This is a genomic window from Pseudidiomarina planktonica (assembly GCF_900177775.1).
Classification (GTDB): domain Bacteria; phylum Pseudomonadota; class Gammaproteobacteria; order Enterobacterales; family Alteromonadaceae; genus Pseudidiomarina; species Pseudidiomarina planktonica.
This window is the reverse complement of sequence record NZ_FXWH01000002.1, coordinates 1-26,466: the sequence shown is the minus strand read 5'-3', so window position 1 is coordinate 26,466 and position 26,466 is coordinate 1. Positions and strand designations below refer to the sequence as shown.

The window sequence follows — 26,466 nt, the reverse complement described above, 5'->3', positions numbered from 1 at the left end:
ACAGCTAGAACCAACAGGTTACAAATCGACACCAGCATGCAATTAGCCGTATTTGGGGAAATTTCGTCACCGCGCTGTCACATTGGCTATGCTATTATCGCGGCACATTAAGATTCATTTTAGTCTGGAATAAGGGTTGTACCATGAAAACCTCAGCTGCCATTGCGGCGCTTATTAGTTTGTCTTCGCTTGCTGGATTTTCCAGTGCAGTAACCGCCAATGAACCCACGAGCGAAACCCAACCGCCGAATATCATTTTTATGATTGGCGACGGTATGGGCTTTGAGTTTATTAGCGCTTACCGCTATGCCATCAGCGATATCAATGCCGGCAAGTTGGAATCAACACCTTTTGACGAGTTACTCAGTGGCGCCGCGACTACGTACCCGGACGACAATACTTGGGTAACAGACTCAGCCTCCAGCGCTACCGCGTTGGCTACCGGCGTGAAAAGTTACAATGGTGCAATTGGTATGGACGCCGACAAACACCCGCAACAGAGCATTATGGAGCTGGTTCGCGACAAAGGTTGGTTAACCGGTGCGGTATCTACATCACAGATAACCCACGCCACCCCGGCTTCGTTCTTTACCCACCACCCGTCACGCAATATGTATAACCAAATTGCAGATTCATTCGCCACCCAGCGCGACGACGGCCGCTGGTCTTTCGATTTACTGCTCGGCGGCGGTTACGCGCATTTTAACCGGGAAGACAAAAACTGGTTGCCGGAATTGCAGGAACAAGGCATGACGGTGGTTACCGAGTTTGATGAACTGCCGGGTTTGAATCAGTTACCAGCTATGGGCCTGTTCGCGCCTATCGGTTTACCACACGCCATTGATGATCAGCCGCGGTTAGCCACCATGACTGAGCACGCGCTGCGATTGCTTAGTGAAGAACAGCACGACAAGCCTTTTGCACTGATGATTGAAGGAAGCCAAATTGACTGGTGCGGACATTCAAACGATATCGCCTGCGCCGTGCATGAAGTGCAAGACTTCGCGAACGCGGTAGCCGTGGTACGTGAATTCCAGCAGCAACATCCGAACACCTTACTGGTGATTACCGCTGACCACTCAACCGGCGGCCTGACATTAGGTCGCGATGGTGTGTATGAATGGTTGTCTGAACGCGTAATGGGTATTAAAGCATCGGTGTATGTGATGAGCAAAGCGCTGGCTGAGATGCCTGCCGACCAGTGGCGTGAGTATGTAACGCCGCGGTTGAACCTGCCGTTAACCGACGAGCATTGGCAGCCACTGATGGCCGCTGCGGAAATTACCGATGCCGAGGAACGCGAGGATGCCATTCACGCGGCGCTGGTTTATGCCACCGCTGACTTAACTGGCACCGGCTGGACAACCTCAGGCCACACTGCTGTTGATGTACCTATTATGGCAACCGGCCCGCACGCCGAAAAATTCCGCGGTTATATGGATAACACCGAAATTGGTAAGCAGCTGCTGGAACTAGTTCGCTAGTTCCGGCTGCCAGAACCTATTTACCGAACTGGTATTGCAAAAACAGGTTGCCCGACTAGGCTTAATAACGAATACGTTCAATGACGTTTAATTGCATAGAACCTAGGAGTTATTTATGGCAAATGAAGGCTACCATGAGCCGGTAGAAGAGCTTAGTGATGAAACCCGTGATTTTCACCGGGCTACAGTGTCGCTGATGGAAGAGTTAGAAGCTGTTGATTGGTATAATCAACGGGTAGATGCATGTAAAGATGCCGAATTAAAAGCAATACTGAAGCACAACCGGGACGAAGAAATAGAGCATGCCGCCATGGCATTAGAATGGATTCGTCGGAACAACAAGGTATTCGACAAATACTTACGCGAAATTCTATTTACTGACAAAAAATTAGGGCATCACGATTGATGCCCTTTTTTATGCGCTCTTCTTGCTGACTTAATCAGATTGAATCGTAGCTCGGCCGATGGTGTTGCTATCGGCACCAAACCAAATGCTGTTGGTAGCTTCGTCATAATACATATGACGCACGGTACCGCCACCACTTGGAATTTCAACGGGATCCGTGAATTCTTCGGTTTCAGGATCGAAGCCCACCATTCGATTTGGCTGCACACCGGTTTCAACAAACCATAACCGACCTTCGCTGTCGGAACTCATACCATAAGGCATAGATCGATGTTCGGCCGGAGCGCGCCACTCTTTAAATTCACCGTTATCAGGGTTATAGCGGCCCAAATAGCCTTGTGCGTAGTCCACGTACCAAACCATGCCGTCATCGGTTACCGCTAAACGACGAGGCCGGGATTGTTCTCGGGGCAGCTCAATTTCCACCAGTTCACCATCTTTAAAGGTAGCTAGCTTATTGCTGCCGAACAGTGTTGCCCAGGGCTGGTCGTTGTGTATCACAATACCGTAAGGGCGCGCACGTTCGGTGCTTACGTCATACAGCGTCATTTCTTTACTATCGGTATCTAAAAAGCCGATTTTATTAGCACCCTGAGCAGTAAACCAGATATCACCTTCGCTGGTAAACGCCATGGTGTGCGAATCGCGCCGCCCCTCACCGGGCAACACGAACTTTTCAATGTCGCCAGACTCAGGACCAATTAAACCAATATGGTCCGACATATTACCCGCGTACCAGGCACCTCGGTCGTCCGCAATCACGGTGTGGGGGCCAGCGTTATCAGGCAAATCGTAGCGCTTGAACTCTTCGGTTTCAGGGTTAAAGGTTGCTGCATAATGTGACTTTTGACCCACAAACCACACCCTATCAGGGCCACTTACCCAAGGGTCACGCGGACGAGATTCTGGCCAAGGCACCTGCCACTCTTTAATCTCAACGGTGGTTTCTGCCGCTGCACTTGCGGGCAGCAAGCACATGGCCATACAAACTGTTGTAACCGGCATCCACTTGAGCATAGTTTTCTCCTTCATCTGAACTGAGTTCGTTGTAGAATGATGCAGATTGCAAAAAACTATTTCTGCTAAGGTAACTATAGTTTAGTTGATTATTTTTCAAGCGGAATTAATGTGAAAGCACTGTAAAAATAGCAAAGGGAAGATATGGAAATTTTTATTGCAGTACTCTTTTTTGCGTTTTCAACCACCATAACACCGGGCCCCAATAACGTCATGATCATGTCGTCGGGCGTGAACTATGGCATTCGGGCAAGTTTGCCGCACTTTCTGGGAATTTGCTTAGGGTTCCCATTAATGGTGCTGCTGGTAGGGCTGGGATTTGGGGTCGTGTTCGATCGCTTTCCGAACCTGCATCAGCTGATTAAGATTTTTGGTGTCATCTATTTGCTTTGGCTGGCGTGGCGTATTGGCTCGGCCGAGCCCAAAGCGATTGAAAAACGCGAACAAAAGCCTTTTAGCTTCTTTCAGGCTGCCTTATTTCAGTGGGTAAACGGCAAAGCCTGGGTTATGGCATCAGGCGCTGTAGCTGCATTTACCTCGGTTAGCGGAAATACTTTCTGGCAGGTTGGCAGCATTACACTTGCCTTCCTGCTTATGAGTTTCCCGTGTGTCGGGGTCTGGTTACTATTCGGCGCCATGTTGCGTAAGGTACTAACTAATTCCGTAGTTAGGCGCGTGTTTAATATTTCCATGGCACTACTGCTGGTACTTTCCATTATTCCGGTGCTGGATGAGCTGTGGCAGTTTTACTTCACGCCCATGGGTGGTTAACACCAGTTAGCCGCCATGGCTAGCCAAACATGGGCTCCGAATCGGCGTCTAAATAGCTGGTAATGGCGGCAATAAATTCTTCGCCGTAGCGTTCCAGCTTGGTTTGGCCAACCCCGGTAATGCTCAGCAATTGCTGCTGGGTGGTAGGAAAGTGCTGCGCCATTTCAATTAAGGTGGTGTCGTTAAATACCACAAATGGCGGTACTTCCTGGCTATCGGCAATAGCTTTACGGAGTTTACGTAAGCGGCGGAACAGCACTTTGTCGTAGTCGCCGCGGTCGGTAACCCGGGTTTTGCCGGTTACGTTCAGGCGCGGTTGCGCCAGCTGCAGCGCTATTTCGCCACGCAGTATGGGCCGGGCCGCTTCGGTTAATTCCAGCGCCGCAAAGCGCCGAATATTCTGCACCAACAAACCCCGATGAATCAGTTGTCGCAACACCGACTGCCAGTATTCCTGACTCTGCTCGGCACCAATACCAAAGGTTGAAAGCTGGTCGTGCGCCAGTTCGGTTAAGCGCTGCGACTTACTTCCGCGCAGAACATCAATAACATGGTTCATACCAAACTGCTGGCTTACCCGATACACACAAGACAGTGCTTTTTGGGCATCCACAGTGCCATCGTACTGAGTTGGCGGGTCCAGACAAATATCACAGTTACCGCAACCCTTATCGCGATACTCATTGAAGTAGTTCAGCAGCACCAGGCGACGACAGGTTTGCGACTCGGCAAAGGCCTGCATGGCGGTGAATTTCTGGCGTTCAATGCGGCGGCGTTCTTCGTCTTGCTGCTCTTCAATCATGCGCCGCACCCAGTTAGCGTCGTTCGGATCGTAGAACAACACCCCTTCGGCAGGTAAGCCGTCGCGCCCGGCGCGGCCGGTTTCCTGATAGTAGGCTTCAATACTACGCGGCACGTCATAGTGCGCCACAAAACGCACGTTGGGCTTATTAATGCCCATACCGAAAGCCACGGTAGCCACCACCACGTCAATGTCGTCGCGCACAAAGCCGCGCAAGGTATGTTCACGCAGCTCATGTTCAAGGCCGGCATGATAGGGCGCTGCCCGCACGCCGTCTTGCTGCAGGCGTTCAGCCAATTCTTCTACGCGTTTGCGGCTGCCGCAGTAAACAATTCCGGAAGCGCCGCGTTGCTGTTTTACGTAATCACGCAGCTGCTTCATAGGTTTGAATTTTTCTTCCACCAGATAACGAATGTTCGGGCGGTCAAAGGAGCCACGGTAAACAAAGGGGTCACGTAAGTGCAACCGCTCAATAATGTCTTGTTGGGTGGTGTCGTCCGCGGTAGCAGTTAAGGCCATAACCGGTACTTGTGGTAAGGCTTCGCGTAAACGATACAACTGCCCGTATTCCGGGCGGAAGTCGTGCCCCCACTGGGAAATACAATGGGCTTCATCAATGGCTATATTGGCAATGGGCAAACCTTGCAACCGTTGCAGAAAGAACGGCATGAGCGCACGCTCGGGGCTCACGTAAAGCAGTTTTAGCGTGCCCGCTTGCAGCTTTGCCTGAATCTGGTTGCCTTGCTCGGCGGTTAAGCTACCGTGCCAGGCCGCCGCTTCCACACCCATAGCCTGCAAGGCTTCTACCTGATCCTGCATTAAGGATATTAACGGGGAAATCACCAAAGTGATGCCATCAGCCACCATGGCCGGCAACTGATAACACAGTGATTTACCACCACCGGTAGGCATTAGCACCAAGCTGTCGCGACCTTGAATAGCCGCGCTCATCACCGCTTCCTGCCCTTCCCGGTAGGCGGTATAGCCATACACGTCGGCAAGGATTTTTGACACATCTGCGGGGAGCGACAACGACATCAGTTTTGCGGCCTCATTGACTTCATACTTAGGTAGCCCCTATTGTATGCATCCCCGTGGGCAAGCACCACCGGCAAAGCTATATTTACGCAATAAACTCTGCGTTAATAGGCTTACACCGAACCAAAAACCAAAGGAAGCCTGGAACATGACCGATGACGCAGTTCGCGCCCGCCACGGCGTATTTTTTGCCATCGCTGCATACACCTTATGGGGCATAGCGCCGGTTTATTTTAAATTGATAGCCCAGGTTCCGGCTTTCGAAATTTTAGCCCACCGCATTATTTGGGCTTTTGTGATTGTGCTGGCACTTATTATTGGCCTGCGTCGCTTAAATCGCATTGGCCCGGTCATGAGAAACCCTTCACACATGCTCCGGCTGCTGGTTGCTACCTTGTTACTTGGCGGCAACTGGTTCTTATTTATTTGGGCGGTAAATAATAACCACATGCTGGACGCAAGCCTGGGCTACTACATTAACCCGCTATTAAATGTGGCCATTGGTATGCTGTTTTTCTCGGAACGCATGCGCGCGATACAGTTAGTGGCCATAGCTATGGCTGTTACCGGTGTGCTCATTCAGATTGTTTCTTTTGGCTCGGTACCCTGGATAGCACTCACTCTGGCCTTTAGCTTTGCTATTTACGGGGCCATTCGCAAGCGCCTGCCAGTGGATTCTATTACCGGATTGTGGCTGGAGACCTTGCTGTTACTGCCCATGATGCTGATTTACATGCTTATGTTTGCGGATTCAGCGACCAGCGATTTAACCGCTAACAGTTGGGGCTTAAACGGTTTGTTGTTGCTCGCCGGGGTAGTTACTACCGTGCCCTTGTTGTGCTTCACCGCCGCGGCGCAGCGGATTCGCTATTCCACGCTTGGGTTCTTTCAATATATTGGCCCCAGCCTGATGTTCATTCTGGCGGTGGCGGTGTATGGCGAGCCTCTGGCGGCCGATAAATTAGTCACCTTCGTGATTATTTGGGCGGCATTGGCGCTTTACAGTGCCGACTCATTAATACACCAGCAGCGTCAGCGCCGGGCAAATAAACAGGCCGTTATCCGCAATCAACAAGCTTAAGTTTCTGCTGCCGGGTCATGCGTTTAATCGCGGCTTCACGCCGCATGGCGCTGCTACGATCCGGCCAGCTTTCTTGCCACACCAGCGCAACTGGTCGCCGGGTTTTCGTATAGCGGGCGCCTAGTTTGCTATCATTGTTATGTTCATTAACGCGTCGGTCACAATCAATAGTGACGCCGGTATATAAACTTTCATCGGCGCAACGCACTATATAGACATACCAGTTATTCATTTTTCCACCACGGAGGACAACTATGAGTCGTCATTTTGACCAAGCTGAAGGATTAAGTGAAGAGCGCGCACCAGAAACTAAAGGTTTTGTGCTAAATCAAACCATGCTGCGCATTAAATCGCCCGAGCGGTCGCTGGCTTTTTATACCGGAACCTTAGGTATGACACTGGTGAAACGCCTTGATTTTCCAAGCATGAAGTTCTCGTTATATTTTCTTGCGATTGTAGAAGAAGGTGAGCAAGGAAACTGGTCCCAAGACGAAGAAACTCGCATCAAAGAAACCTTCGGCCGCCCGGCGTTGCTGGAATTAACCCATAACTGGGGCGATGAAGATGATCCGGACGTGGATTATCACAATGGTAATTCCGACCCGAAAGGCTTTGGCCATATAGGTTTTGCTGTGCCGGACGTGAATCTTGCCTGCCAGCGCTTCGAAAAACTGGGTGTTGAGTTTCAGAAGAAACCGAATGAAGGCACTATGCGCGACATGGCGTTCATTAAAGACCCGGACGGCTACTGGATTGAAATATTCACCCCCGAGCTACAGCCAGGCGCCTTAAAGAAATTGCTTGGCTAAGTCGCCCCTTTACTCGAGCCAATAAAAAAGGCCTTACCGGAATTGGTAAGGCCTTTTTCAAATCTTGCATCGAACTCTGATTGCCAAGTGCGTTAGTTTAAACTTGCGCTCATGGAAATGTCGGCACGTAATACTTTACTTACCGGACAACCGTCCTTCGCTTTTCCAGCAATTTTCTGGAATTCGTCATTGTCGATACCACTGGCTTTTACTTTTACGTCCAGATGTATCTTGGTGATTGAGAAGCCGCTGTCGTCTTCTTCTAAACTGACGCTTGCCTTGGTGTCTATGCTGTCAGGGGTCACATCTGCTTCACCTAACATCATTGACAAGGCCATTGAAAAACAGCCTGCGTGAGCGCTGGCAATAAGCTCCTCAGGATTCGTTCCTTTGCCATTTTCGAAGCGGGTACCAAATGAATACTGCGTGTTATCAAGCACGCCACTGTCGGTTGAAATAGTACCTTTGCCGTCTTTTAGACCGCCTTTCCATTGTGCTGATGCGTTGCGTTTCATATCAGTCCTCCTTGTTGGAATGTGTTATTACATACCAGAGAAACCTAAGCATAGATCAGTTTTGTGGGAAGGCTATCGACTTAACACGATTCTAACCGAGCATAGGCAACCACCAGCCATTTGCTGCCTAAATCGTCGAAATTAATCTGAATGCGACTTTGCGGCCCGGTGCCTTCGTAATTCAACACGGTGCCTTCACCAAACTTGCTATGCCGAACTCGCTGACCTAGTTGATAACCAGTTTGCTCGAAAGCTTCGTGGCTGGCTCCCGTATGAAAACGACCGAAATCCTGATCGGTACGACGCTCTACCTGCGTTTGCATGCGCACATGGTGCAGGCAGTCCGGCGGTATCTCGCCAATAAAGCGACTCACTTTGTGAAACAATTCCTGCCCATAGATACGGCGTTGTTCAGCGTAAGTGATTACTAACTTCTGCATAGCCCGGGTCATGCCGACGTAACATAGCCGACGTTCTTCTTCTAACCGGCCCGCTTCATCCATAGATTGCTGCGACGGAAACATGCCTTCTTCGACGCCGGTCATAAATACCAGCGGGAATTCCAGCCCTTTGGCGCTGTGTAGTGTCATGAGCTGCACGGCATCCTGATGCTCATCGGCCTGTTCGTCGCCAGACTCTAGCGCGGCATGAGCTAAAAAGGCATTCAGCGGCGTTAAATCTTCATCTGATTCCAGCTCACGGAAATGATCGCAGGCGTTCACCAGCTCTTTTAAGTTCTCAACCCGGGTTTCAGCTTTCTCGCCTTTTTCAGACTCGTACATGGCCAGCAACCCGCTTTTCTTAATGGCGGTGTCGGTTTGGCGCCCAAGACTGAAATCAGCGGTGATGTCTTCTAACTCATCAATCAGGTTTAAAAAGTCGTTTACCGCGTTACGCGCCCGGCCACTTAGGGTTTTTTCTCCCACCAAATAACGCGCGCTGTCCCACATGGTAGTGCTGCGTTCACGCGCAGCCTGGCGAATAATATCTATAGTGCGATTACCAATACCGCGGGTTGGGGTGTTAATAACCCGCTCCAGCGCTGCATCGTCTTGGCGGTTCGCCATTAAGCGCAAATAGCCCAGCGCGTCTTTTACTTCCTGCCGATCGAAGAAGCGTAAGCCGCCATAAATACGATATGGGATACGCGCATGCAGTAAGGCTTCTTCTAACACCCGCGACTGGGCGTTGCTACGATACAAAATGGCTGAATCGGACAATGCATTGCCCTGCTGATGCCACTCTTCAATGCGGCCGGTAATGTACCGTGCTTCATCCATCTCATTAAAGGCGGCATACAAATGTATGGGTTCGCCGGCATTGCCGTCAGTCCATAAATCTTTACCAAGGCGATCAGAGTTATTGGCAATAACCGTATTCGCAGCTTCCAAAATGGTGCCGGTAGAGCGGTAGTTTTGTTCCAGCCGAATGGTCAGCACATTGTCGTAGTCATCCAGAAACTGCTGAATGTTCTCTACTTTGGCGCCGCGCCAGCCGTAAATAGACTGATCGTCGTCACCCACAATAGTCACGTAATTGGGTTCTACCGAAGGGTCACCAACGCCTGAAAACAGCTGTATCCAGGCGTACTGAATCGCGTTGGTGTCCTGAAACTCGTCCACCAGAATATGGCGGAAACGGCGCTGATAGTGCTCGCGAACGGTTTTGTTAGTGCGCATTAACTCTTGCGCGCGCAGCAGCAATTCAGCGAAATCAACCAGCCCGGCACGGTCACAGGAATCCTGATAGGCCTGATAAACCTCTTTCAGGGTGCGCTCGGTAATATCGTAACCGTCTAAATGGTGCGCCCGCAGGCCTTCGTCTTTTTTGGCATTGATAAACCACTGTGCCTGTTTGGGCGGCCAGCGCTTTTCATCCAAGTTCAGTGAACGGATAATGCGTTTGATTAAACGCTGCTGGTCGTCTGAATCCAGAATTTGAAAGTTTTGCGGTAAACCTACGTCCATGTAATGCGCACGCAGTAACCGGTGCGCTAAACCGTGGAAGGTGCCAATCCACATGGACCGTACCGAGCTACCCAGCAGCTCTTCTACGCGACCGCGCATTTCGGCTGCGGCCTTATTGGTAAAAGTAACCGCTAAGATGCTGTAGGGCGATACCTGCTGCTGTTGCAACAACCACGCAATGCGATGCACCAGCACCCGCGTTTTACCACTGCCGGCACCGGCCAGCACCAGCATGTTGCGCTCACTGGCGGCAACTGCCTGCTGTTGTTTTTCGTTTAGTTGTGCAAGTAGTGGATGTGTGGCCATGCGCATGCTCTTAAATAACTAATAAGGTGACTGAATGCCGTATTGAGTGGCAGTGTACTGAGCTTATACTGTATATGCAACCAGTTATCTGGACAGTATCCGTTGCAGTTCAGACAGCTCGCCAAAGGCAAAGTTTGGCAGTACCTTTAGCTCATTGGCGCGACCTAATCCGCCTTTAAACCAGGCACTTTGCCAACCCGCCCGATGCGCACCCAGTACATCGGACACCGGATGATCACCTACGTGCAAAAAGCCCTGCGGGGCAATAGTTGGATAAGCCTGCATAGCAGCTTCGAACATATCACTGTGTGGTTTTCCGCGGCGCTGTTCAGTAGGCTGAAACACATGCTCAAAATACTCGGCCAGCGGGGTTTTCGGCACTTCAACATTGCCGTTACTAATGGCAATAACCTGATAGTTTTTGGTTAACGAGCGCAGCAGATCATGGGCTTCATCACTTAGCTCCAGTTGACTGCGCGAACTTAAGAAAACTTCCAGAGCGCGCTTAGCGCCAGCCTTGGGGTCGGCCACGTCAAATTGCGCTAAGCCGCGCTCCAAAGTGGCCAGCCGCAGCAAGGTCATGTTGCTAGCCAAACTAACGTCTTCACGCATAATCTGTTGCCGTAAACGTTGCCAGTCGGTTATTTGCCAGGCTTTAGTGGCGGGAAATTCCTGCTGCAGGAATTTATGCACGTTCGCTTCCGATCGCTGCATAATCGGCACGTTATCGTACAAAGTATCATCCAGATCGAAGCTGATAACTTGCGGATGATGAAAACGACGATAAAACTCCAACATGCCTGACGTGTCCTTTTGCGACTATAAATTGTGTGAACTAACTTTTCTTGCGGGCGCGGGGATGCGCGCTGTCGTACACCTTAGCTAAATGGGTAAAATCAAGATGCGTATACACCTGAGTGGTACTTAAATTGGCGTGCCCCAACAGTTCCTGCACGGCCCGCAAGTCACCGCTAGCCTCGAGCATATGCGAGGCAAACGAATGGCGGAGTTTGTGCGGGTGCAAAGCGCCAGCTAAACCCTGCCGCTGCCCCCAGTAATTCAGCCGTTGCTGTACGGTGCGCTGACTCATACGACGCTTGCGCTGCGTAATAAACAACGCCAATTCCGGTTGCCCTTCCGCTAACCAGCTGGTTCGCAGCTTTAACCAGGTTTGCAAGGCATCCGACGCGTAGCGCCCATAAGGCACAATGCGGGTTTTATTCCCTTTACCGGTAATACGCAGTTCGCGGTGGCGCGGATTAATGGCATCTACATCTAAGCCCACTAGCTCTGCTAAACGCAACCCACTGGAGTACATGAGCTCCATAATGGCGGCATCACGAATAGCCAAGGGCTCGTCCTGTGGCAGCTTTAGTAACTGGCTAATGCTGTCTACATCGAGGTTTTTCGGCAGGCGCTTGGCTTGCTTGGGGGCTTTCAGAGTTTGTGCCGGGTTGCTGGTAAGGAGCTGTTGCCGCACTAAGTACTGACAAAACGTGCGCCAGCCGGACAAATATAAGGCAATGGAGCGACTGCCTAAACCCCGGCGCCGCCACTGCATCATCAGGCGTTCAAGTACGGCAGGGTTGAGCTGCGCCGGTTTAGTAATGCCCTGATCTTCCAGCGCCGCACAACTTTCAATTAAAATTCGTTGGTAACTTTTTAAGGTGAGCTCTGCCAAACCTCGCTCACCGGCGAGGTGTTTTACAAAGGCGGGAATCAACTCAGCTAGGGTCATGGCTTCCTGCGGCGCGTGCCAGTGCCGGCTGTTGCACCAGCGGCGGTAAAATAGCACTCAGCAAGGTTTGCAGTTGGCTTACCAGTAGCTTGTCCATGGCCGGCTCAAAATGGCTGGCGTCGTCGCTGCCAATAGCCAGCATGCCCAATTCGCCATTGTCGCCCAGGAGCATTAACGCCACCGACTCAATGTTTTTTTCCGGGAACAACAAGCGCTGTTCGGCACTGGTTAAACGCCCTAAGTACATAGTGGTATTCTGGAAGCGCTTGCTCAGTAACTGCTTGTGAGTATCGGCGGTAAAGGTAAATTGCTCTGGCAAATCCAGCGGGCTGTCAAAAAACTTCAGCGTTAGTGCTGGTAACTGCAGTTGTTCGGCGAAGGTTGCCTGTAAGCTTGCCGCTACCTCGTTCAAGGTTTCACACTGCAGCAGTCGCTCATACAGCGCGCTGTAATGGCGGAAAATGTCTTCGTTGCGACGCGCATTCACCATTAAGTCGGTGATCTCTTCTTCCAGCATGCGAATACGCTCGCGCAGCACTAACTGCTGGCGTTCTACCAACGAAATAGCACCATGGGCAGAGTGGGTAACTTTTAACTGCTCTAACAGCTGCGGATGGCGATCGAAGAAATCCGGATTTTCCTGCAGATAATCCACAATCAGGCTATCGTCAATGCGCGTTTGATCGGTTTTTTTTGCTTCTTGTGTCATAACTGCATTTGTCCATCAAAAACATGTTGTACCGGTCCGGTCATTCGAACCGGCTGGCCTTCGCGCCAGCGAATTGTAAGTGTACCACCGGGTAGCTTTACCGCCACCTGTTCGTTTAATTTTCCTTGCCGCATACCCAGTACTGCAGCTGCACAGGCGCCGCTACCGCAGGCCTGAGTTTCACCAGCGCCGCGCTCAAATACCCGCAAGCGTACTTCGTCGCGGTTAACTATTTGCATAAACCCGACGTTCACACCCTCGGGAAAGCGTTCATGCTGCGTTAAGCGCGCGCCCAGTTCTTTCACTGGCGCCGTGTTTATGTCGTCAACTTCTAACACACAATGCGGGTTACCAAGGCCCATGACACCGCACAAAATAGTGTCATCGCCATCGCGCAGCACATAGGTTTGCTCTACTTTATTGGCTTTAAAAGGCACATCTTGTGGCTCAAACTGCGGCTCGCCCATTACGACCGTTACAGTGCCGTCTTTCTCATGATGCAGGCTCATTTTGCCGGTTTTCGTGCTCACCTTCAGGTGGTTCTTGGTGCTCAAACCTTTCATTCTGACAAAACTGGCAAAGCAACGGGCGCCGTTACCACATTGGCCAACTTCACTGCCGTCGGCATTAAAAATGCGGTAGTGAAAATCCAAATCCGGGTCGTATGGCGGTTCTACCAGCAACAACTGATCGAAACCAATGCCCCGGTGGCGGTCTGCCCACTGGCGGATTTGCTCAACGTTCACGTACATGTTCTGCGTCACATTGTCGATGACGACAAAGTCGTTGCCAAGCCCGTGCATTTTCGAAAAATTTAACAGCATAATGGCACTTATTATTTAAGATTCATGAAACTAGTTTACGGCAGAAGTTGCTCACCTTTCCACAAATCCTGAAGAGTTTCTCGCTCACGGATAACATGTGCCGTTGCACCACTAACCATGATTTCTGCCGCCCGCGGGCGACTGTTGTAGTTTGAGCTCATGGTAAATCCATAAGCGCCGGCATTCATAACGGCCAGAATGTCACCCTGTTCGGCAGCAATATGGCGCGCATGCCCCAGAAAATCGCCGGTTTCACACACCGGACCCACCACGTCATATAACTGACTGCTGGCGCCAGTGGCCTGCTTAACCGGTTTAATGTCATGCCAGGCTTGATATAACGAGGGGCGCAGTAGATCGTTCATACCCGCGTCTACCAGCATAAACTGCTTCTCTGAACCCGGTTTTAAATATTCAACCTTGGTTAACAGCACACCAGCGTTACCCACAATGGCGCGACCGGGTTCCAGCATTAACGTCAGGTTGTCCACCCGCTCGCAGCGCTCTCGTAACGCTGTTAAATAGGCGCCGATGTCGGGTGACTGCTCTTGTTGATAGGCAATACCAACACCACCACCCATGTCCAGATGAGATATTTCAATACCTTCGCTGCGCAGCTCCATGATTAAGTTCAGCATAATATCGGCAGCGTCCAAAAACGGCGCGGTATTCAGCAACTGCGAGCCGATGTGGCAATCGGCGCCGATGACATTAATGTTTGGTAATGATGCCGCTTCACGGAAAGCGTCCGCGGCTTGTTCCATGGCAATGCCGAACTTATTGGCGCGTAGCCCGGTAGCAATGTAAGGGTGTGTTTGAGCATCTACGTTTGGGTTAACCCGCAAGGACACCGGCGCTTGTACGCCGTGCTCACCGGCAACCTCGTTTAAGCGATGTAGTTCGGCAACGGATTCAACGTTAAAACAACCAATACCGTAGTTAAGCGCTGTGGCCATTTCGGCGGCTGATTTCGCAACCCCGGAAAACACCACTTTTTTTGCTTCACCGCCGGCCTTTATTACCCGTTCCAGCTCGCCCACCGAAACAATATCGAAGCCGGCGCCAAGCTTAGCCAATACATTTAGCACCGCCAGGTTGCTGTTAGCTTTTACCGCATAACAGAGCTGATGAGGACTAGGCCAGTGTTCGCTAAAGGCGCGCCAATTGGCTTCAATCAACGCCTTTGAGTAAACATATAAAGGCGTGCCGAACCGCTGAGCCAGCTCACCTAAGACAACGCTTTCCGCACGCAACTGCTGCTGTTCATAATGAAAGCTCATGATGCGCTCATTTCCACCGCTACGGGCGTGGTTTCAGACCTCTGCGTGGTATCATTGCTGTCGCGCTCTTCCGGCAAGTGCAATGGGCCGGTTTGACCGCACCCTAACAGGGTTGAAGCGCTCAGGAATAACAGGATGTAGATTACTTTCTTGGCAAACATCGCTAAACTAGTCTCAATCATTTCGTAATGTGCTTATCATCGCATTGCCAACAGCAAAAGTCATTATCGGGAGTTGCTATGCAAGACCACGAATACCATGAGCTGGCAGAACAAACTATCGCTGCAATAGAAGAAGCCATTGAAGCCACAGGCATTGATATTGACTGCGAATCGTCCGGCGATTTACTGGAATTAACCTTCTTAAACGATACCAAGATGGTGATTAACAAGCAGCCACCGCTGCAGCAATTATGGGTGGCCACCAAGTTTAACGGCCATCACTTTGAGTATCGCGATGGCCAGTGGATTGACAATCGCACCGGCGCTGAGCTGTGGGCGTTGCTAACCGAGTCCGCCAGCAAACAGGCTGAACAGCCACTACAATTAAAACCTGACGCCTAAGTTTTTGGTCGGAGATTCACCATGAAACGGATGCTCTTTATTATTGCTTTGGTGGTTAGCGCAAACGCATTTGCGGGCGAGTTAAGCCGTAACGATAACGCCATTGACCGGGCGGTGCTCACCAGCGCCGTTGAGAATCGTGAGCCGGTTGATAATTTAGACAGCACCGTGATGGTTGGCGATGAACCGGTGGAAATTACGTTTTTCACCCAGGTTCTGAATCAGGCCGATGCCAAAGTTAGCCATTTGTGGTTCCGTCAGAATCAGTTGATGGCCGAAGTTCCGCTGGCCATTGGCAGCCCGAATTGGCGCACTTACTCTACCAAAACCATCTTGTCCGACTGGCTGGGCCGCTGGCGAGTGTTGGTAGTAGACGGCGACCAAAATATTATTCTTGAATACGAATTTAACGTGGAGCCAAAGTAGTTATGGCAGAACAACTGCGTATTGCCACTCGCAAAAGTAAACTGGCGCTGTGGCAGGCAGAACATATAAAAGCACGTCTGGAAGCTTTGCATTCAGGCCTTCAGGTTACCTTAGTGCCCATGAGCACCCGTGGTGATGTGATTTTGGACACCCCGCTGGCAAAAATCGGTGGCAAAGGCTTGTTTGTGAAAGAGCTTGAGCTGGCCATGATGGAAGACCGCGCTGATTTAGCTGTGCATTCCATGAAAGATTTACCGGTGGACTTTCCAGAGGGCCTGGAGCTACATACTATTTGTACGCGTGAAGACCCCCGTGATGCGTTCGTGTCGAACACCTACAAAGAATTATCAGAGCTGCCGGACGGCGCTGTTGTGGGTACTTGTAGTTTACGTCGGCGCTGCCAAATTCAGGCAAACTACCCGCAACTGATTATTAAAGATTTGCGCGGTAACGTGCAAACCCGCCTACAGAAGTTAGACGACGGCGAGTACGATGCCATTATTCTGGCCGCGGCCGGTTTAATTCGCTTGGAGCTTGGCGACCGCATTACTAACTTTATGCCGGTAAGTGAGTCCTTACCAGCCAATGGTCAGGGCGCGCTGGGCATTGAGTGTCGCAGCGACAATAGCCGGGTACATGAACTACTAGCGCCGCTGGACTGTGCTGACACTCGTAGTTGCGTGTTAGCCGAGCGAGCTATGAATCGTCGCTTAGAAGGCGGCTGCCAGGTTCCTATTGGCGCCTATGCCGAACTTGACGGTGACCAGTTGCGCTTGCGTGGCCTGGTGGGTCGACCCGACGGTACCGAAATTATTGAAGGTGATATTCAGGGGCACCGTGATGACGCTGAAGCTATTGGTATTGAGCTTGCTGAGTATCTGCTATCACGCGGCGCCGGTGCGATTTTGGCTGAGGTTTATAAAGATTCAGAGCAACCGGGTTAGGGCATGATGCATCTTGATACCGAAGCGCAGGTTTTATTGCTCCGCGCCCCAACGGCAACCTCTGCCTTACGGGAGCGGTTAGAGCGCGCTGGTATCAACACCCTAACCGAAAGCTTTGTGGATATTATTGATAATCCTTCCGCAGCGGATCAGGTTGCCGACATCGCAAGCACGAATTGGCACGGCGGCATCGTAATTAGCCAAAATGCTGCCAGCTATGCGGCCAAACTGCTGAGTAACGCCAATCAAACCTGGCCACAAATTCCCTGGTTCAGTGTGGGACCAGCCAGCGCTCGCGTTACTGCCCGCTATACTGGCCTGCCGGTTACCAGCCCCTGGCAACAACACAATAGCGAAGGCCTGCTTAAGCTGCCGGAATTGCAACAATTAGTGCAGCAAAACTGGTTAATTATAAGGGGCGAGGGTGGCCGGGAATTGCTGGCCGACACTTTAACCGCCCGTGGTGCTAAACTGCGATACTGGTCGGTTTATCAACGCGCTCAAAAGCATGTAGATGGCCATAAATTATGGCAAGCCGCACAAAAAGTACGTGTTATTGTAGTAACCAGCGCCGAACAACTTGGCTATTTTCTTGCCGCGATGCCCCAAGAGGCTCTAAGCTGGTTAGAGCAGTGCAGTTGGGTTGTTCCGGGTGAGCGCATTGCCGGTTTGCTGCCATTTCGGCGCAACGACAATGTACATACCGCGGGTAGCGCGGTTGATCACGCCATTGCTAACAGTGTGATGGCACTTTATAAGCTGCCAGGCACCAGTACTGCGGATGCCCACAACGCACCTGCGTAAACTCATTCACCTATTCGGGAATATATGCATGACCAAGGAAACTGATAAATCAGCCGCAACAACTACTGAAGCGAAAGCTGAAACCAAAAAATCAGCCACCGGGGAAGCACCATCAAAAGCGCCTGAAAAAGAACCAAAGCGCGCGGTGAAGTCTTCCCGAATACTCCCTTGGTTGTTGCTCATTATTGTTATTGCCGCTCTGGCTGCCGGTGGTTGGTTTGGTTACCCACACTGGCAGGCTTATCAACAGTCGCAGCAGCAAATACAACAACAGCTGGCTAGCTACAATGATCAGATAGCAGCGCTTGAAAGCAAGTTGTCGCAACTTGAACGCGAGCAAAGCCAGCAAGCCAATCGCATTGCCGAAACGCCAGAATCGCTGAATGCATTGCGTCAGAGCTTGCGCGGTGAACTACGTCAGCAACAAACTGAACTGAACAATCAAGCCCGCGCTTTGGGCTCGCTGCAAAGTGAGCTGGCAAATCTGGATATGTCGCAGGAATCCAGCTGGCGTATTATTGAAGCCCGCAATCTTGCCGCTATGGCCGGTCGCAAAGTGTGGCTAGAAAGCGATATCAACACCGCTATTCGCTTACTGGAACTTGCCGACTCGCACCTGCGGGCGCTGGATAACCCGGTACACATTCCGGTGCGTCAGGCTCTGCGCGACGACATTGACAGCTTAACCGCTATTGCTCAGGTTGATACCGACGCCATTGTGATTCGTTTAACCAGTGTGGCCGAGCAGCTGAATGCACTGAATTGGCAACAAGCACCTGGTTTTAACGGACCAGATGCAACCGAAACCGAAACTGACACCACTACCTGGCAACAAAACCTGGCGAATAGCTGGAAGCGGTTTATGCAACAGTTTGTGCGTATTCAACAACGTGAAGAAGCGGTTGAGCCGCTACTGTCACATGACTTCGTGCGGGTAGTACAACAGCGCTTACAGTTGAGTTTGCAACTGGCGCAGTTAGCCGCCGTAGCCGCTAACGACGAGCGTTACCAGGCCGCCCTTGAACAAGCACAAAGTTTACTGGCGGAGTACGCGCCGGCGCAGTCGAACGCGGTTAAACAAGCTCAGCAAACCTTACTCGATTTACAGCAACAACAACTGGAACAGGCCAAGCCAAGCACCCTGCAGTCGATTGAGCTACTGCAACAACTGGCGGCGAATAATAACGAGGAGGCCAGCGCATGAAATGGGCTCTGATCGTTGTCATTCTACTTGTGGTTGGATTACTACTGGGGCCACTGTGGTCGGGTAACACTGGCTACATTCTGATAGCCGTAGGCCAGTGGACCATAGAAACCAGTGTGGTTGCCGCTGTTGTCATGTTAACTCTGGCTATTGTCATCGTTGGCGTTGTGGTTCGCGTACTGAGTCGGCTTATTCGTCGTTCACGCTTGGGCGTACGCTGGTTTGGCGAGCGTCGCAAAGCTAAAGCACAAAAGGCTTATCAACACGGTCTTAAACTACTGCTGCAAAGCGACTACCAAAATGCCGAACAAGCCTTAACCCGCGCCTGGGGTTATGAAAAGCAGCAAGCCACAGCTTTGCTTGGCGCTTATACAGCGCAGCAGGCGGGGCACATTGCGAACGCCCGCAACTGGCTGCAACGGGCCGATTTGCAAGATGTTGATGTCGCCCTGGCGGAGTTCTTGTTAGAGCTTAACCTAACCGCAGATTACAGTGCCGCCGCAGTAACGCGTATTCGTGAAGCGGTGCAAGCCTATCCCCAGCACCGCCGCGTGCTGGCAGCCGCCGCCAAGGCATTTACGCAAACCCATGCCTGGGAAGACTTACGTCAACTATTACCTAAGCTGCGTGACGCTGGCATTAAAACAGAAACCGAACTTGCCGAATTGGAGCAGCAAACCTTCCTGGAAGTATTTAAAGCGAAAGGCCGCTCCAACAGCAACGATTTATATAATTATTGGCGCCAGCTTGACAAAAAACAACGCCGCAGTGGCACCATACGATTAGCCTATATTCAGGCGCTGCTGCAATTAGGCCAGCCTGAAGTTGCCGGTAAAGTTCTGCACAAAGGTTTGGTTCGCGGTTATATCAGCTTGAATCGCGCCTTGCAGGAAAACCTGGTTCGCCCGGGTTCGAACGAATTACTGCAATACCTGCAGGACCGTTTAAAGCAACAGCCGAACGATGCCGCTTTATTGCATGCACTGGGTCGGTTGGCTTTGCTTGGCGGGGACTATTCGTTAGCACAGCGGGCCTTGAAAAAAGCCGCTGAGCAAGCCCCAAGTAATGCCGTGCATTATGATCTAGCTCAGTCGTATCAAGCACTTGGCGACAGCCAGCTGGCTTTACAAAGTTTCGCCAAAGCCATGCCGAAACAAGCTTAAGCCTTGTGCAAAAAGAAAAAGCCAGCATTTATTAAGTGCTGACTTTTTTCGTTTAAACGTCAGTTTGCCGTAAGCGCTTACTGGCGAATACCTTCAATTGATAGGAAGATCTCAACGTCACGCGACGCCGGACCTAAATCATAATCGATACCATAATCAGCCAGAGTTAAGGTTACGCCACCTTCAAAACCACGGCGGAAGCCACCCCAAGGATCCTGACCCGAACCGATTTCTTTCACATCAATACTGATGTCTTTGGTTACGCCATGCAGGGTGAATTTACCCATTAAGGTGCCAGTACCATCGCCGTTTGGCTTGTACGAAGTACTTTCAAAAGACGCTTCTGGAAACTCTTCCACATCTAAAAAGTCATCGCTACGCAAGTGTTTATCACGCTCAGCGTGGTTGCTATCAATACTGGCCGTATCAATAGTTACTGAAACCGATGCATTTTCAGGATTGCTTTCGTCGTAACTAAAGTTTCCTTCAAAGTCGTTAAAACGACCTAGCAACCAGCTGTAACCAAGGTGGCTGATTTTGAATTGAACAAACGCGTGCGCACCGTCGGTATCAATTACATAATCTTCCGCCTGAGCGGCTGTAGCGCCAAATAATGAGGCTGAAACCAACGAAGCTAATAATAATTTTTTCATGTTTAATCTCCTGTCAGAGGGTTATTTTTGTGGTTTAAGCATACGCTTCAGCGTGTTCTGCTTATCCAAAAAGTGGTGTTTCAATGCCATTAATGAGTGCCCACCGGCTAAAATCACCAGAGCTAAAGCACTATACCAATGCACCTCACCAGCTAAATCTTCCTGCGCCGGAATGCTGGTGATAAGCGCCGGTACTTCAAACCAGTCAAAAACCGAAATTCCACGTCCGTCAGCGGTTGAAATCAAATATCCGCTCACCATAGTCAGTAGCAACAGTACGTATAACAACAGGTGTCCTAAGTGGGCACCTATTTGCTCAAACCGGCTACCTATAAGTTCCGGCTTTTTATTTGCTGCCCGCCACACAACTCGTGCCACGGTCAGCGCTAACAGCAGAATACCAACGGATTTATGCCACCAGGGCCCAAGCCGATACCATGGGTCGTAGTAACTTAGCGTTAGCATCCAATAGCCAAGCGCAAACAATGCAACCACCACTAGCGCTGTTAGCCAATGTATTCCAATAGTTGCCCATCCATAGCTACGTTGGTTGTCTCTGATCACGATCAAAACCTTCTTGTTTACGCTTACCATAATTAGATTATATGAATTAATTTGAAATAATAGTGGTATTAATCGCAATACATGTTCTACTAATTAGAACGAACATTCCATTTTTGTATTTTTTTTTCAACATTTCACAGACAAATAAAGGGTCTCCAACTACGCTACTAAGTTACTAAGTTATCCACCTGTCAAAATAAGGAATCAATCCGATTTGGATTCAATACAACCAATGGAAAATGGTGAATACCCGGCTCCCACACTGGAGCAAAACTACTTACTAAACGCTCTGCCGGATGATATCAAGACACGGCTTGCTCCACATCTGCAACTGATTAAGCTGCCTCTGGGAGAGTGTTTATATGAATCTGGCGCCCTTCAGAGATACGCAATTTTCCCTACCAACTCTATTGTTTCGCTCGTTTATGTTTTAGCCAACGGCGACTCCGCTGAAATATCTGTTATTGGTAATGACGGCGTACTTGGCACTTCTTTGTTTCTCGGCGGGAATACCACGCCGCACCGAGCCGTGGTGCAAAGCGGAGGAAATGCCTATCGTTTGTCAGCCCAATTACTAAAAGAAGAGTTTTCCCGCAATACCAATTTACATCAGTTGTTACTCACTTACACACAATCGCTGATGACGCAAATGGCGCAGACAGCGGTGTGTAATCGCCACCACACGGTCGATCAGCAGTTATGCCGGTGGCTCTTGTTGTCGCTAGACAGAATTCCGTCCAACGTGCTCACCATGACCCAAGAGTTAATTGCAAACATGCTCGGAGTTCGGCGCGAAGGGGTTTCTCTGGCAGCTGCCAAGTTGCAGAAAATAGGTGTTATTGAATATCACCGTGGTCGCCTGACAATAAAAGACCGCCCCACACTCGAAAAACTATGTTGCGAATGCTACAGCGTGGTTAAGGAGGAATGCGATCGCCTGCTTCCTTATATGCCCATTAAGCATAAGCACAGTTCGCATTGAGCAAAAAAAAGGTGTGTGCGGCAAACTGCCACACACACCTAAACCACTATTAACTAACAGTACTTACTTACGATATCCAAGAATTATATTAACCCGACGATTGTCCTGACGGTCTGACGCGGTGATGTTGTAGGTGTCCCGGCGAGTTGCACCAAAACCTTCTACATTCAACCGCGAGCGGTCAACATCAAAATGCCTCACCAGATAATCGGCTACGCTACGAGCGCGCTGTTCGGATGTTTTCTGTGCGTCCGCCAGGTTGGCATTATCAGTATGACCTTCCAGGGTGACGATTAGATCCGGATTTGCGCGCAAGTACTTAGCTACATTTTCCAGCTGGTTATGATATTTCGAGTCAATTTTTGTGCCTTCGGTATCGAACTCAAGCGACATTGCAAGCGTGGTACGGGCAGGCAGGGTACTCAGACCCGTTATATCCGTTGCACAATCGATAACAGCATTGATTCGGCGATTGGCTTGCTCACCTGGGTTATTATTATCAGCTACCAGCGGACGAGTTTCGCCGTAGCCTACCGGTGTTAGTCGGCTCGAAGCAATATTGTGCTCGCGTACTAAATAGTCGACCACGTTTTGTGCCCGCTGTTGCGACAGTTTCATGTTGTCAGCGTCACTACCAACACTATCCGTATGACCTTCGATTCTTGCTTCCGTGTCCGGATATTTCTTCAGGAAAGTAGCAAGCACCAACAAATGCTCGCGATTTACCCGCTCGACATGCTCGTTACCAATCTCAAACTCCATCGCTAATGCGCTACAGTAACGCTCCGTAGCTGCCACGGCTCGAACTGGAGCCTTGGCGGGTTTTACTGCTGCAGCTTCCGGGCTGGCCCCGAAGCGATACATAAAGTTAAGCGAGACCAAATCGATGTCACTTTGGTTTCCCACAGCGTCGTCCATACGATAACGCTCCGCTTCCAGACGTAAGGTCACTTTATCATTCAGGTCGTACTGATACCCAACACCAACTTTGTAGTCGAGACCGGTATGACGGTAGTTAGAATTCAGTACATTTACGGCACCGGTACCGGCATAGTGAACGGTTGTCTCACTTTTATGGACACCAATTCGGGCAAGTAAAGACCCACGCTTCGTTACTGGTAACATACCGACCAAATCGACGTTCCAGCCGCTGAAGTCCAACTCACCAGTTTGAGTACCGGTAGGGTCGGTTGTCGCCGTGTAGTCAAACTCACCAAGATCAAAGTAACCGCCTTCTATGGCGAAGTTCTGATTAAACTGATAGCCAGCAAAAATCTTGTAGCCGAAGTCTCTATCGTCTTCGCTGAAGTCAGTAGTTTCAAAGCCTGAATTGAGCAAGTCCGCTCTAATTTCCTTTTCGGCGATAGTAGCGAATGAGCCACCTCCACCAAGTCCAAGAAACCACCCATCGTTATCAGTTGCCATTGCCGGCGCCGTCATGCCAAGTACGGCAAGGGCGCTGATTGCTTGAGTAATCTTATTAATTTTCATGTTGTTCTCCATTGAAACCTTGTTCGCTTTAGCCACTACTCTGCTGGTACATTTATTACAGTATTCACTACCGTCACCGATGCACCCAGCGATAGAGCCCGACCATCTAAAGTCACAATGTCAACATTACCGGCCGTTGAAATACTAACGCCTTCCTGCGCGATAATCGTGCCTTTCATGATGCCGCCGCCGGCTGCGTTGATTGTTGCGGCACTGCCTACTTGCCAGAACACGTTCTTCGCTTGTGCGCCGTTTATAAGCGTCACGCTCTGTGGAAAATCCGCTCCTGGTCCACCAACGGTTAAGGTTGTAGCCATCTGGAATACCCATACAGCGTTCAGGTTACCCTGACCATCCAGAGTTAAATCACCACCCTGGATACTAAAGGCACCACTTTGTGCCGTGTAGATACCCGGCGCCAAGGTAAGACTGCCAAGATTTTCATTGCCAGGATTCTGGCCGCCAGGAAGATTAGCCGGTGTCAGCGAAATATAAGCCGCTTCAGCATCAAGGCGTGCCTGAGTTGCTATCGACTCGGTTTCAGCGGTACCGTCTTGTGGACAGGCAACGGTCGGTGGTGGTGGCGCGGTATAAATCTTACCGTTAACCTGACCCTCGTTCAGTGTAGTAATGGTGTACTCACAACCCGGTTCAGACACAAAGCCAGTTACCAGAGTAGATGCTGCAGTGGTTCCCAGGTCGCCATTGATGATGGTTAACAAACCTTCATTCGTTGCACCTGCGGTGCCACCGAAGTTACCGAACGGAGCTACAGTACCAAGATCCGGTGGTAACAAACAGCTTTCCACCGGGGCTTCCGCAGTGAATGTCCATACGTAGTCTTCCAGCATTTCATTGCCTGGTACGATAAGATCTTTCACCCCATCAGCGCCGCCAACTATCGTAACTTGGTAAGTAACGTCCTGGTCCAACTGAGTTTGTGGAATAAAGGTCGCAATGGTACCGGTATCCACATCAAGTTCGATCGACTCAGCAGTAACGGTATTCAGCGGATTCGCCTCTTCAACCACCAGGAACGTCATGTCATTAACGGTAGTAGGATTAAGCCGTGTACCAGATGGCACGTCGAAGGTTGCATTAATGCTCGCATTTGGGCAAACAGCCATAAAACCAGCATCTATCGGGTCCGTTGACTGTACTGAAATATTGTCAGGAACTACGGCTGCAGTTGTGGTGAACATCCAAATATAGTCACTTGCGTTAGCTGTGTTGTCCTGATTACCAGCAAGTTCATTACCAGCTGAATCGGTAGCCGAACTATCAACAGTTACCGTATAGGTAGAACCCTCTTCAAGGTTCTGTTCTGGAGTGAATACCGCGCTACGCGATGAAACCACATAAGAAACTTCACCAACCGGCGGCAAACAAGGGGTTTCACAAGTTACCGTGAAACTCGTGTCGGTGATGGTTGCCGGCAGCATGTCCTCACTAAAGACAGCGGTTATAGCAGTATTAACAGGAACATCTGTAGTTGGACCGGGATCGGAGGTAACCGGCTCAGTGATAGTTACTCGTGGACGAGTCGTATCTGGTGTTAAACTGGTGGTAAAACTCCAAACGTAATCACTAGCGTCAATCGCAGGCCCTTGATTACCAGCTAACTGGTTACCAGCGAGATCAGTTACGGTACGATGCACAGTGGCCGTATAGGTTGTTTCCCATTCCAGGTCTTGATCAAGGGAAAATACTGCGCTTTGCGAAGCAGTGTCATAGGAAACGTTGCCTGCAGGCCCAGTACAAGGCGATTCACAGGTAACCGTAAAGCTGCTATCGGTAATTGTATCGGCTAACATTTCCTCACTAAATACCGCAGAAATAGACGTATTTACCGGCACTCCGGTAGTGGGGCCCGGTGACGTTGTCATCGGATCCGTTGCGGTAACTTCTGGTCGAATTGTTTCTGGAGTATCAACGGCCGCTTCACCCGTTGTGAATTGCCAGGTATAAGGCTCAGCAAGGGCGACACCCGTCGCGATACTGGTTGCCGTTTGAATGTTCGCAATGTAAAGGGTAGACGCATCTAATGCAGCCGGGTCCGTTATCGTAAATGTCGCTGTAATATTATCGGCATCCATAGTGACAGTACCTGAAGGATTACTACAGGGGCTTGCACAACTGATCGTGAAGTCCGTTGCACTTAAGGCTTCAACACCTTCACTAAATTCCGCAGATATTACAGCGCCAACCAGTTCAACACCGGTTGCGTTATCAGCTGGAATGACCGTGACCACGGTTGGTGGTAGGTCTTCATTTTCGTCAGGCGGTGGATCCCCTTCGTCAGGTGGGTTAACCACGACAGGAGGAGGTGTCACAACGTTACCGTCATTACCGAGTATAGGATCACGGCTGTCATTGCCACAGCCGGCCAAAAAGGTGGTGACTAATGCCAGCACCAGCCATTTCTGGATGCGAAGAAAGTTGGGTATTTTAGGGCGCATAATTTGTTCCTCTCGGGATAGTTGTACAGGTATTTCCATGTACGAGTAGTTCCGACCCTGACTGTTAGTGCAGGGATCGGTGAGGTTGCAACTATCCGCTTCTTTGTAAAGACCGTCTGTACGTTAGCGCGCATATAGAAATTTTTTTTAACGAAAACAGTCTTAAGCTCTCGCTCGGAACGTCAGATTACGGGCGGAATGCCACCGCTTGGCAGGGGTAGCCTGCGGTTCTACCGCAGGTGAGGTGGTGCTGTATCGAAATAGCTATGTTACGAAGATGGGGCTCCCGGCAGGCTCAGCCCTGACGTGGAACGTCAGGCTACGGCGGGATGTTCCGGTATGGTAGAAGGTTAGGGCGCAGGCCCGAATTACAGGCATAAAAAAACCCCGACCATCAGGTCGGGGCTTTCTCAATTAGAAGTCTGGCGGTGTCCTACTCTCACATGGGGAAACCCCACACTACCAT

Annotated in this window: 27 protein-coding genes; 12 read left to right on the top strand and 15 right to left on the bottom strand. The window is 50.5% G+C overall.

The genetic code is table 11. The annotated features are described in order from the left end of the window. Window positions 1-143 precede the first annotated feature (143 nt). Window positions 144-1,484, top strand: a complete 1,341-nt coding sequence (locus CCE91_RS08850) for an alkaline phosphatase (RefSeq protein WP_086434928.1) — start codon at window positions 144-146, stop codon at window positions 1,482-1,484. Between the two features lie 115 nt (window positions 1,485-1,599). After that, window positions 1,600-1,890, top strand: coding sequence for an encapsulin-associated ferritin-like protein (locus CCE91_RS08845; RefSeq protein ID WP_086434927.1), 291 nt, complete (start codon window positions 1,600-1,602; stop codon window positions 1,888-1,890). A 30-nt stretch (window positions 1,891-1,920) separates the two neighbouring features. Here CCE91_RS08845 and CCE91_RS08840 read toward each other — a convergent pair whose 3' ends face one another. Then, the gene (locus CCE91_RS08840; protein ID WP_198678024.1) at window positions 1,921-2,907 is read right to left on the bottom strand and encodes a Vgb family protein; all 987 of its coding nucleotides are present in this window, start codon (window positions 2,905-2,907) and stop codon (window positions 1,921-1,923) included. Between the two features lie 144 nt (window positions 2,908-3,051). Between CCE91_RS08840 and CCE91_RS08835 the strand changes: the two genes are divergently transcribed. Then, complete coding sequence (locus CCE91_RS08835; RefSeq protein ID WP_086434926.1) at window positions 3,052-3,678, top strand: LysE family translocator; 627 nt, start codon at window positions 3,052-3,054, stop codon at window positions 3,676-3,678. A gap of 19 nt (window positions 3,679-3,697) precedes the next feature. Here CCE91_RS08835 and recQ read toward each other — a convergent pair whose 3' ends face one another. Next, entirely contained in the window at window positions 3,698-5,518 is a 1,821-nt protein-coding gene (gene recQ, locus CCE91_RS08830) for a DNA helicase RecQ (RefSeq protein WP_086434925.1), read from the bottom strand. Between the two features lie 148 nt (window positions 5,519-5,666). Between recQ and rarD the strand changes: the two genes are divergently transcribed. Continuing rightward, window positions 5,667-6,599, top strand: a complete 933-nt coding sequence (gene rarD, locus CCE91_RS08825; RefSeq protein ID WP_086434924.1) for an EamA family transporter RarD — start codon at window positions 5,667-5,669, stop codon at window positions 6,597-6,599. On the opposite strand, the gene CCE91_RS08820 is transcribed toward rarD, so the two are convergent. Further along, window positions 6,577-6,831 carry a GIY-YIG nuclease family protein gene (locus CCE91_RS08820; protein WP_086434923.1) on the bottom strand — a complete coding sequence of 85 codons (255 nt, stop codon included), beginning with the start codon at window positions 6,829-6,831 and terminating at the stop codon, window positions 6,577-6,579. The genes rarD and CCE91_RS08820 overlap by 23 nt on opposite strands. Before the next feature lie 22 nt (window positions 6,832-6,853). Between CCE91_RS08820 and gloA the strand changes: the two genes are divergently transcribed. After that, a complete protein-coding gene (gloA, locus tag CCE91_RS08815) occupies window positions 6,854-7,408 on the top strand; it encodes a lactoylglutathione lyase (RefSeq protein WP_086434922.1) in 555 nt (184 codons plus the stop codon). A gap of 92 nt (window positions 7,409-7,500) precedes the next feature. On the opposite strand, the gene CCE91_RS08810 is transcribed toward gloA, so the two are convergent. From CCE91_RS08810 to lptM, 8 genes are all read right to left on the bottom strand, one after another. Then, a complete protein-coding gene (locus tag CCE91_RS08810; protein ID WP_086434921.1) occupies window positions 7,501-7,923 on the bottom strand; it encodes an OsmC family protein in 423 nt (140 codons plus the stop codon). An 80-nt stretch (window positions 7,924-8,003) separates the two neighbouring features. Next, on the bottom strand, window positions 8,004-10,196 hold the full coding sequence (uvrD, locus tag CCE91_RS08805) for a DNA helicase II (protein WP_086434920.1): 2,193 nt from the start codon (window positions 10,194-10,196) through the stop codon (window positions 8,004-8,006). An 84-nt stretch (window positions 10,197-10,280) separates the two neighbouring features. Further along, window positions 10,281-10,994: an HAD-IA family hydrolase gene (locus tag CCE91_RS08800; RefSeq protein WP_234996307.1), complete on the bottom strand. Its 714-nt coding sequence runs from the start codon at window positions 10,992-10,994 to the stop codon at window positions 10,281-10,283. A gap of 37 nt (window positions 10,995-11,031) precedes the next feature. Continuing rightward, window positions 11,032-11,934, bottom strand: coding sequence for a tyrosine recombinase XerC (xerC, locus tag CCE91_RS08795; RefSeq protein ID WP_086434919.1), 903 nt, complete (start codon window positions 11,932-11,934; stop codon window positions 11,032-11,034). After that, on the bottom strand, window positions 11,921-12,643 hold the full coding sequence (locus CCE91_RS08790; RefSeq protein WP_086434918.1) for a DUF484 family protein: 723 nt from the start codon (window positions 12,641-12,643) through the stop codon (window positions 11,921-11,923). Before CCE91_RS08790 ends, xerC begins: the two co-directional genes overlap by 14 nt. Next, a complete protein-coding gene (gene dapF, locus CCE91_RS08785; protein WP_198678028.1) occupies window positions 12,640-13,464 on the bottom strand; it encodes a diaminopimelate epimerase in 825 nt (274 codons plus the stop codon). Before dapF ends, CCE91_RS08790 begins: the two co-directional genes overlap by 4 nt. A gap of 38 nt (window positions 13,465-13,502) precedes the next feature. Beyond that, window positions 13,503-14,747 carry a diaminopimelate decarboxylase gene (lysA, locus tag CCE91_RS08780; protein ID WP_198678025.1) on the bottom strand — a complete coding sequence of 415 codons (1,245 nt, stop codon included), beginning with the start codon at window positions 14,745-14,747 and terminating at the stop codon, window positions 13,503-13,505. After that, the gene (lptM, locus tag CCE91_RS08775; RefSeq protein ID WP_086434915.1) at window positions 14,744-14,929 is read right to left on the bottom strand and encodes an LPS translocon maturation chaperone LptM; all 186 of its coding nucleotides are present in this window, start codon (window positions 14,927-14,929) and stop codon (window positions 14,744-14,746) included. The genes lysA and lptM overlap by 4 nt, the downstream gene beginning before the upstream one ends. A 57-nt stretch (window positions 14,930-14,986) precedes the next feature. On the opposite strand from lptM, the gene cyaY reads away from it, so the two are divergent. The 6 genes from cyaY to CCE91_RS08745 are packed head-to-tail and all read left to right on the top strand — an operon-like array spanning window position 14,987 to window position 19,851. Beyond that, a complete protein-coding gene (gene cyaY, locus CCE91_RS08770) occupies window positions 14,987-15,310 on the top strand; it encodes an iron donor protein CyaY (protein ID WP_086434914.1) in 324 nt (107 codons plus the stop codon). 21 nt (window positions 15,311-15,331) lie between these two features. Beyond that, window positions 15,332-15,736: a DUF2914 domain-containing protein gene (locus CCE91_RS08765; protein ID WP_086434913.1), complete on the top strand. Its 405-nt coding sequence runs from the start codon at window positions 15,332-15,334 to the stop codon at window positions 15,734-15,736. 2 nt (window positions 15,737-15,738) lie between these two features. Further along, window positions 15,739-16,680, top strand: a complete 942-nt coding sequence (gene hemC / locus CCE91_RS08760; protein WP_086434912.1) for a hydroxymethylbilane synthase — start codon at window positions 15,739-15,741, stop codon at window positions 16,678-16,680. A 3-nt stretch (window positions 16,681-16,683) separates the two neighbouring features. Beyond that, entirely contained in the window at window positions 16,684-17,484 is an 801-nt protein-coding gene (locus CCE91_RS08755; protein ID WP_086434911.1) for a uroporphyrinogen-III synthase, read from the top strand. A 28-nt stretch (window positions 17,485-17,512) separates the two neighbouring features. Further along, window positions 17,513-18,688: a uroporphyrinogen-III C-methyltransferase gene (locus CCE91_RS08750; RefSeq protein WP_157984166.1), complete on the top strand. Its 1,176-nt coding sequence runs from the start codon at window positions 17,513-17,515 to the stop codon at window positions 18,686-18,688. Next, window positions 18,685-19,851: a heme biosynthesis HemY N-terminal domain-containing protein gene (locus CCE91_RS08745; RefSeq protein WP_086434909.1), complete on the top strand. Its 1,167-nt coding sequence runs from the start codon at window positions 18,685-18,687 to the stop codon at window positions 19,849-19,851. The genes CCE91_RS08750 and CCE91_RS08745 overlap by 4 nt, the downstream gene beginning before the upstream one ends. 77 nt (window positions 19,852-19,928) lie before the next feature. On the opposite strand, the gene CCE91_RS08740 is transcribed toward CCE91_RS08745, so the two are convergent. Both CCE91_RS08740 and CCE91_RS08735 read right to left on the bottom strand, forming a co-directional pair. After that, window positions 19,929-20,504 carry a YceI family protein gene (locus tag CCE91_RS08740; RefSeq protein WP_086434908.1) on the bottom strand — a complete coding sequence of 192 codons (576 nt, stop codon included), beginning with the start codon at window positions 20,502-20,504 and terminating at the stop codon, window positions 19,929-19,931. 21 nt (window positions 20,505-20,525) lie between these two features. Further along, window positions 20,526-21,068: a cytochrome b gene (locus CCE91_RS08735; RefSeq protein ID WP_198678026.1), complete on the bottom strand. Its 543-nt coding sequence runs from the start codon at window positions 21,066-21,068 to the stop codon at window positions 20,526-20,528. A 232-nt stretch (window positions 21,069-21,300) separates the two neighbouring features. On the opposite strand from CCE91_RS08735, the gene CCE91_RS08730 reads away from it, so the two are divergent. Further along, entirely contained in the window at window positions 21,301-22,050 is a 750-nt protein-coding gene (locus CCE91_RS08730) for a Crp/Fnr family transcriptional regulator (protein WP_086434907.1), read from the top strand. A gap of 63 nt (window positions 22,051-22,113) precedes the next feature. Here the strand turns inward: CCE91_RS08730 and CCE91_RS08725 are convergent, their stop codons facing one another. Further along, window positions 22,114-23,541: an OmpA family protein gene (locus CCE91_RS08725; RefSeq protein ID WP_086435175.1), complete on the bottom strand. Its 1,428-nt coding sequence runs from the start codon at window positions 23,539-23,541 to the stop codon at window positions 22,114-22,116. Between the two features lie 35 nt (window positions 23,542-23,576). Beyond that, window positions 23,577-26,000, bottom strand: a complete 2,424-nt coding sequence (locus CCE91_RS08720) for an Ig-like domain-containing protein (RefSeq protein WP_086434906.1) — start codon at window positions 25,998-26,000, stop codon at window positions 23,577-23,579. Window positions 26,001-26,466 lie beyond the last annotated feature (466 nt).

Bases quoted from the DNA above. Each gene is read 5' to 3' on its own strand.
- CCE91_RS08850 (WP_086434928.1), top strand. From the start codon at position 144: ATGAAAACCTCAGCTGCCATTGCGGCGCTTATTAGTTTGTCTTCGCTT.
- CCE91_RS08845 (WP_086434927.1), top strand. From the start codon at position 1,600: ATGGCAAATGAAGGCTACCATGAGCCGGTAGAAGAGCTTAGTGATGAA.
- CCE91_RS08840 (WP_198678024.1), bottom strand. From the start codon at position 2,907: ATGCTCAAGTGGATGCCGGTTACAACAGTTTGTATGGCCATGTGCTTG.
- CCE91_RS08835 (WP_086434926.1), top strand. From the start codon at position 3,052: ATGGAAATTTTTATTGCAGTACTCTTTTTTGCGTTTTCAACCACCATA.
- recQ (WP_086434925.1), bottom strand. From the start codon at position 5,518: ATGTCGTTGTCGCTCCCCGCAGATGTGTCAAAAATCCTTGCCGACGTG.
- rarD (WP_086434924.1), top strand. From the start codon at position 5,667: ATGACCGATGACGCAGTTCGCGCCCGCCACGGCGTATTTTTTGCCATC.
- CCE91_RS08820 (WP_086434923.1), bottom strand. From the start codon at position 6,831: ATGAATAACTGGTATGTCTATATAGTGCGTTGCGCCGATGAAAGTTTA.
- gloA (WP_086434922.1), top strand. From the start codon at position 6,854: ATGAGTCGTCATTTTGACCAAGCTGAAGGATTAAGTGAAGAGCGCGCA.
- CCE91_RS08810 (WP_086434921.1), bottom strand. From the start codon at position 7,923: ATGAAACGCAACGCATCAGCACAATGGAAAGGCGGTCTAAAAGACGGC.
- uvrD (WP_086434920.1), bottom strand. From the start codon at position 10,196: ATGGCCACACATCCACTACTTGCACAACTAAACGAAAAACAACAGCAG.
- CCE91_RS08800 (WP_234996307.1), bottom strand. From the start codon at position 10,994: ATGTTGGAGTTTTATCGTCGTTTTCATCATCCGCAAGTTATCAGCTTC.
- xerC (WP_086434919.1), bottom strand. From the start codon at position 11,934: ATGACCCTAGCTGAGTTGATTCCCGCCTTTGTAAAACACCTCGCCGGT.
- CCE91_RS08790 (WP_086434918.1), bottom strand. From the start codon at position 12,643: ATGACACAAGAAGCAAAAAAAACCGATCAAACGCGCATTGACGATAGC.
- lysA (WP_198678025.1), bottom strand. From the start codon at position 14,747: ATGAGCTTTCATTATGAACAGCAGCAGTTGCGTGCGGAAAGCGTTGTC.
- lptM (WP_086434915.1), bottom strand. From the start codon at position 14,929: ATGATTGAGACTAGTTTAGCGATGTTTGCCAAGAAAGTAATCTACATC.
- cyaY (WP_086434914.1), top strand. From the start codon at position 14,987: ATGCAAGACCACGAATACCATGAGCTGGCAGAACAAACTATCGCTGCA.
- CCE91_RS08765 (WP_086434913.1), top strand. From the start codon at position 15,332: ATGAAACGGATGCTCTTTATTATTGCTTTGGTGGTTAGCGCAAACGCA.
- hemC (WP_086434912.1), top strand. From the start codon at position 15,739: ATGGCAGAACAACTGCGTATTGCCACTCGCAAAAGTAAACTGGCGCTG.
- CCE91_RS08755 (WP_086434911.1), top strand. From the start codon at position 16,684: ATGATGCATCTTGATACCGAAGCGCAGGTTTTATTGCTCCGCGCCCCA.
- CCE91_RS08750 (WP_157984166.1), top strand. From the start codon at position 17,513: ATGACCAAGGAAACTGATAAATCAGCCGCAACAACTACTGAAGCGAAA.
- CCE91_RS08745 (WP_086434909.1), top strand. From the start codon at position 18,685: ATGAAATGGGCTCTGATCGTTGTCATTCTACTTGTGGTTGGATTACTA.
- CCE91_RS08740 (WP_086434908.1), bottom strand. From the start codon at position 20,504: ATGAAAAAATTATTATTAGCTTCGTTGGTTTCAGCCTCATTATTTGGC.
- CCE91_RS08730 (WP_086434907.1), top strand. From the start codon at position 21,301: ATGGAAAATGGTGAATACCCGGCTCCCACACTGGAGCAAAACTACTTA.
- CCE91_RS08725 (WP_086435175.1), bottom strand. From the start codon at position 23,541: ATGAAAATTAATAAGATTACTCAAGCAATCAGCGCCCTTGCCGTACTT.
- CCE91_RS08720 (WP_086434906.1), bottom strand. From the start codon at position 26,000: ATGCGCCCTAAAATACCCAACTTTCTTCGCATCCAGAAATGGCTGGTG.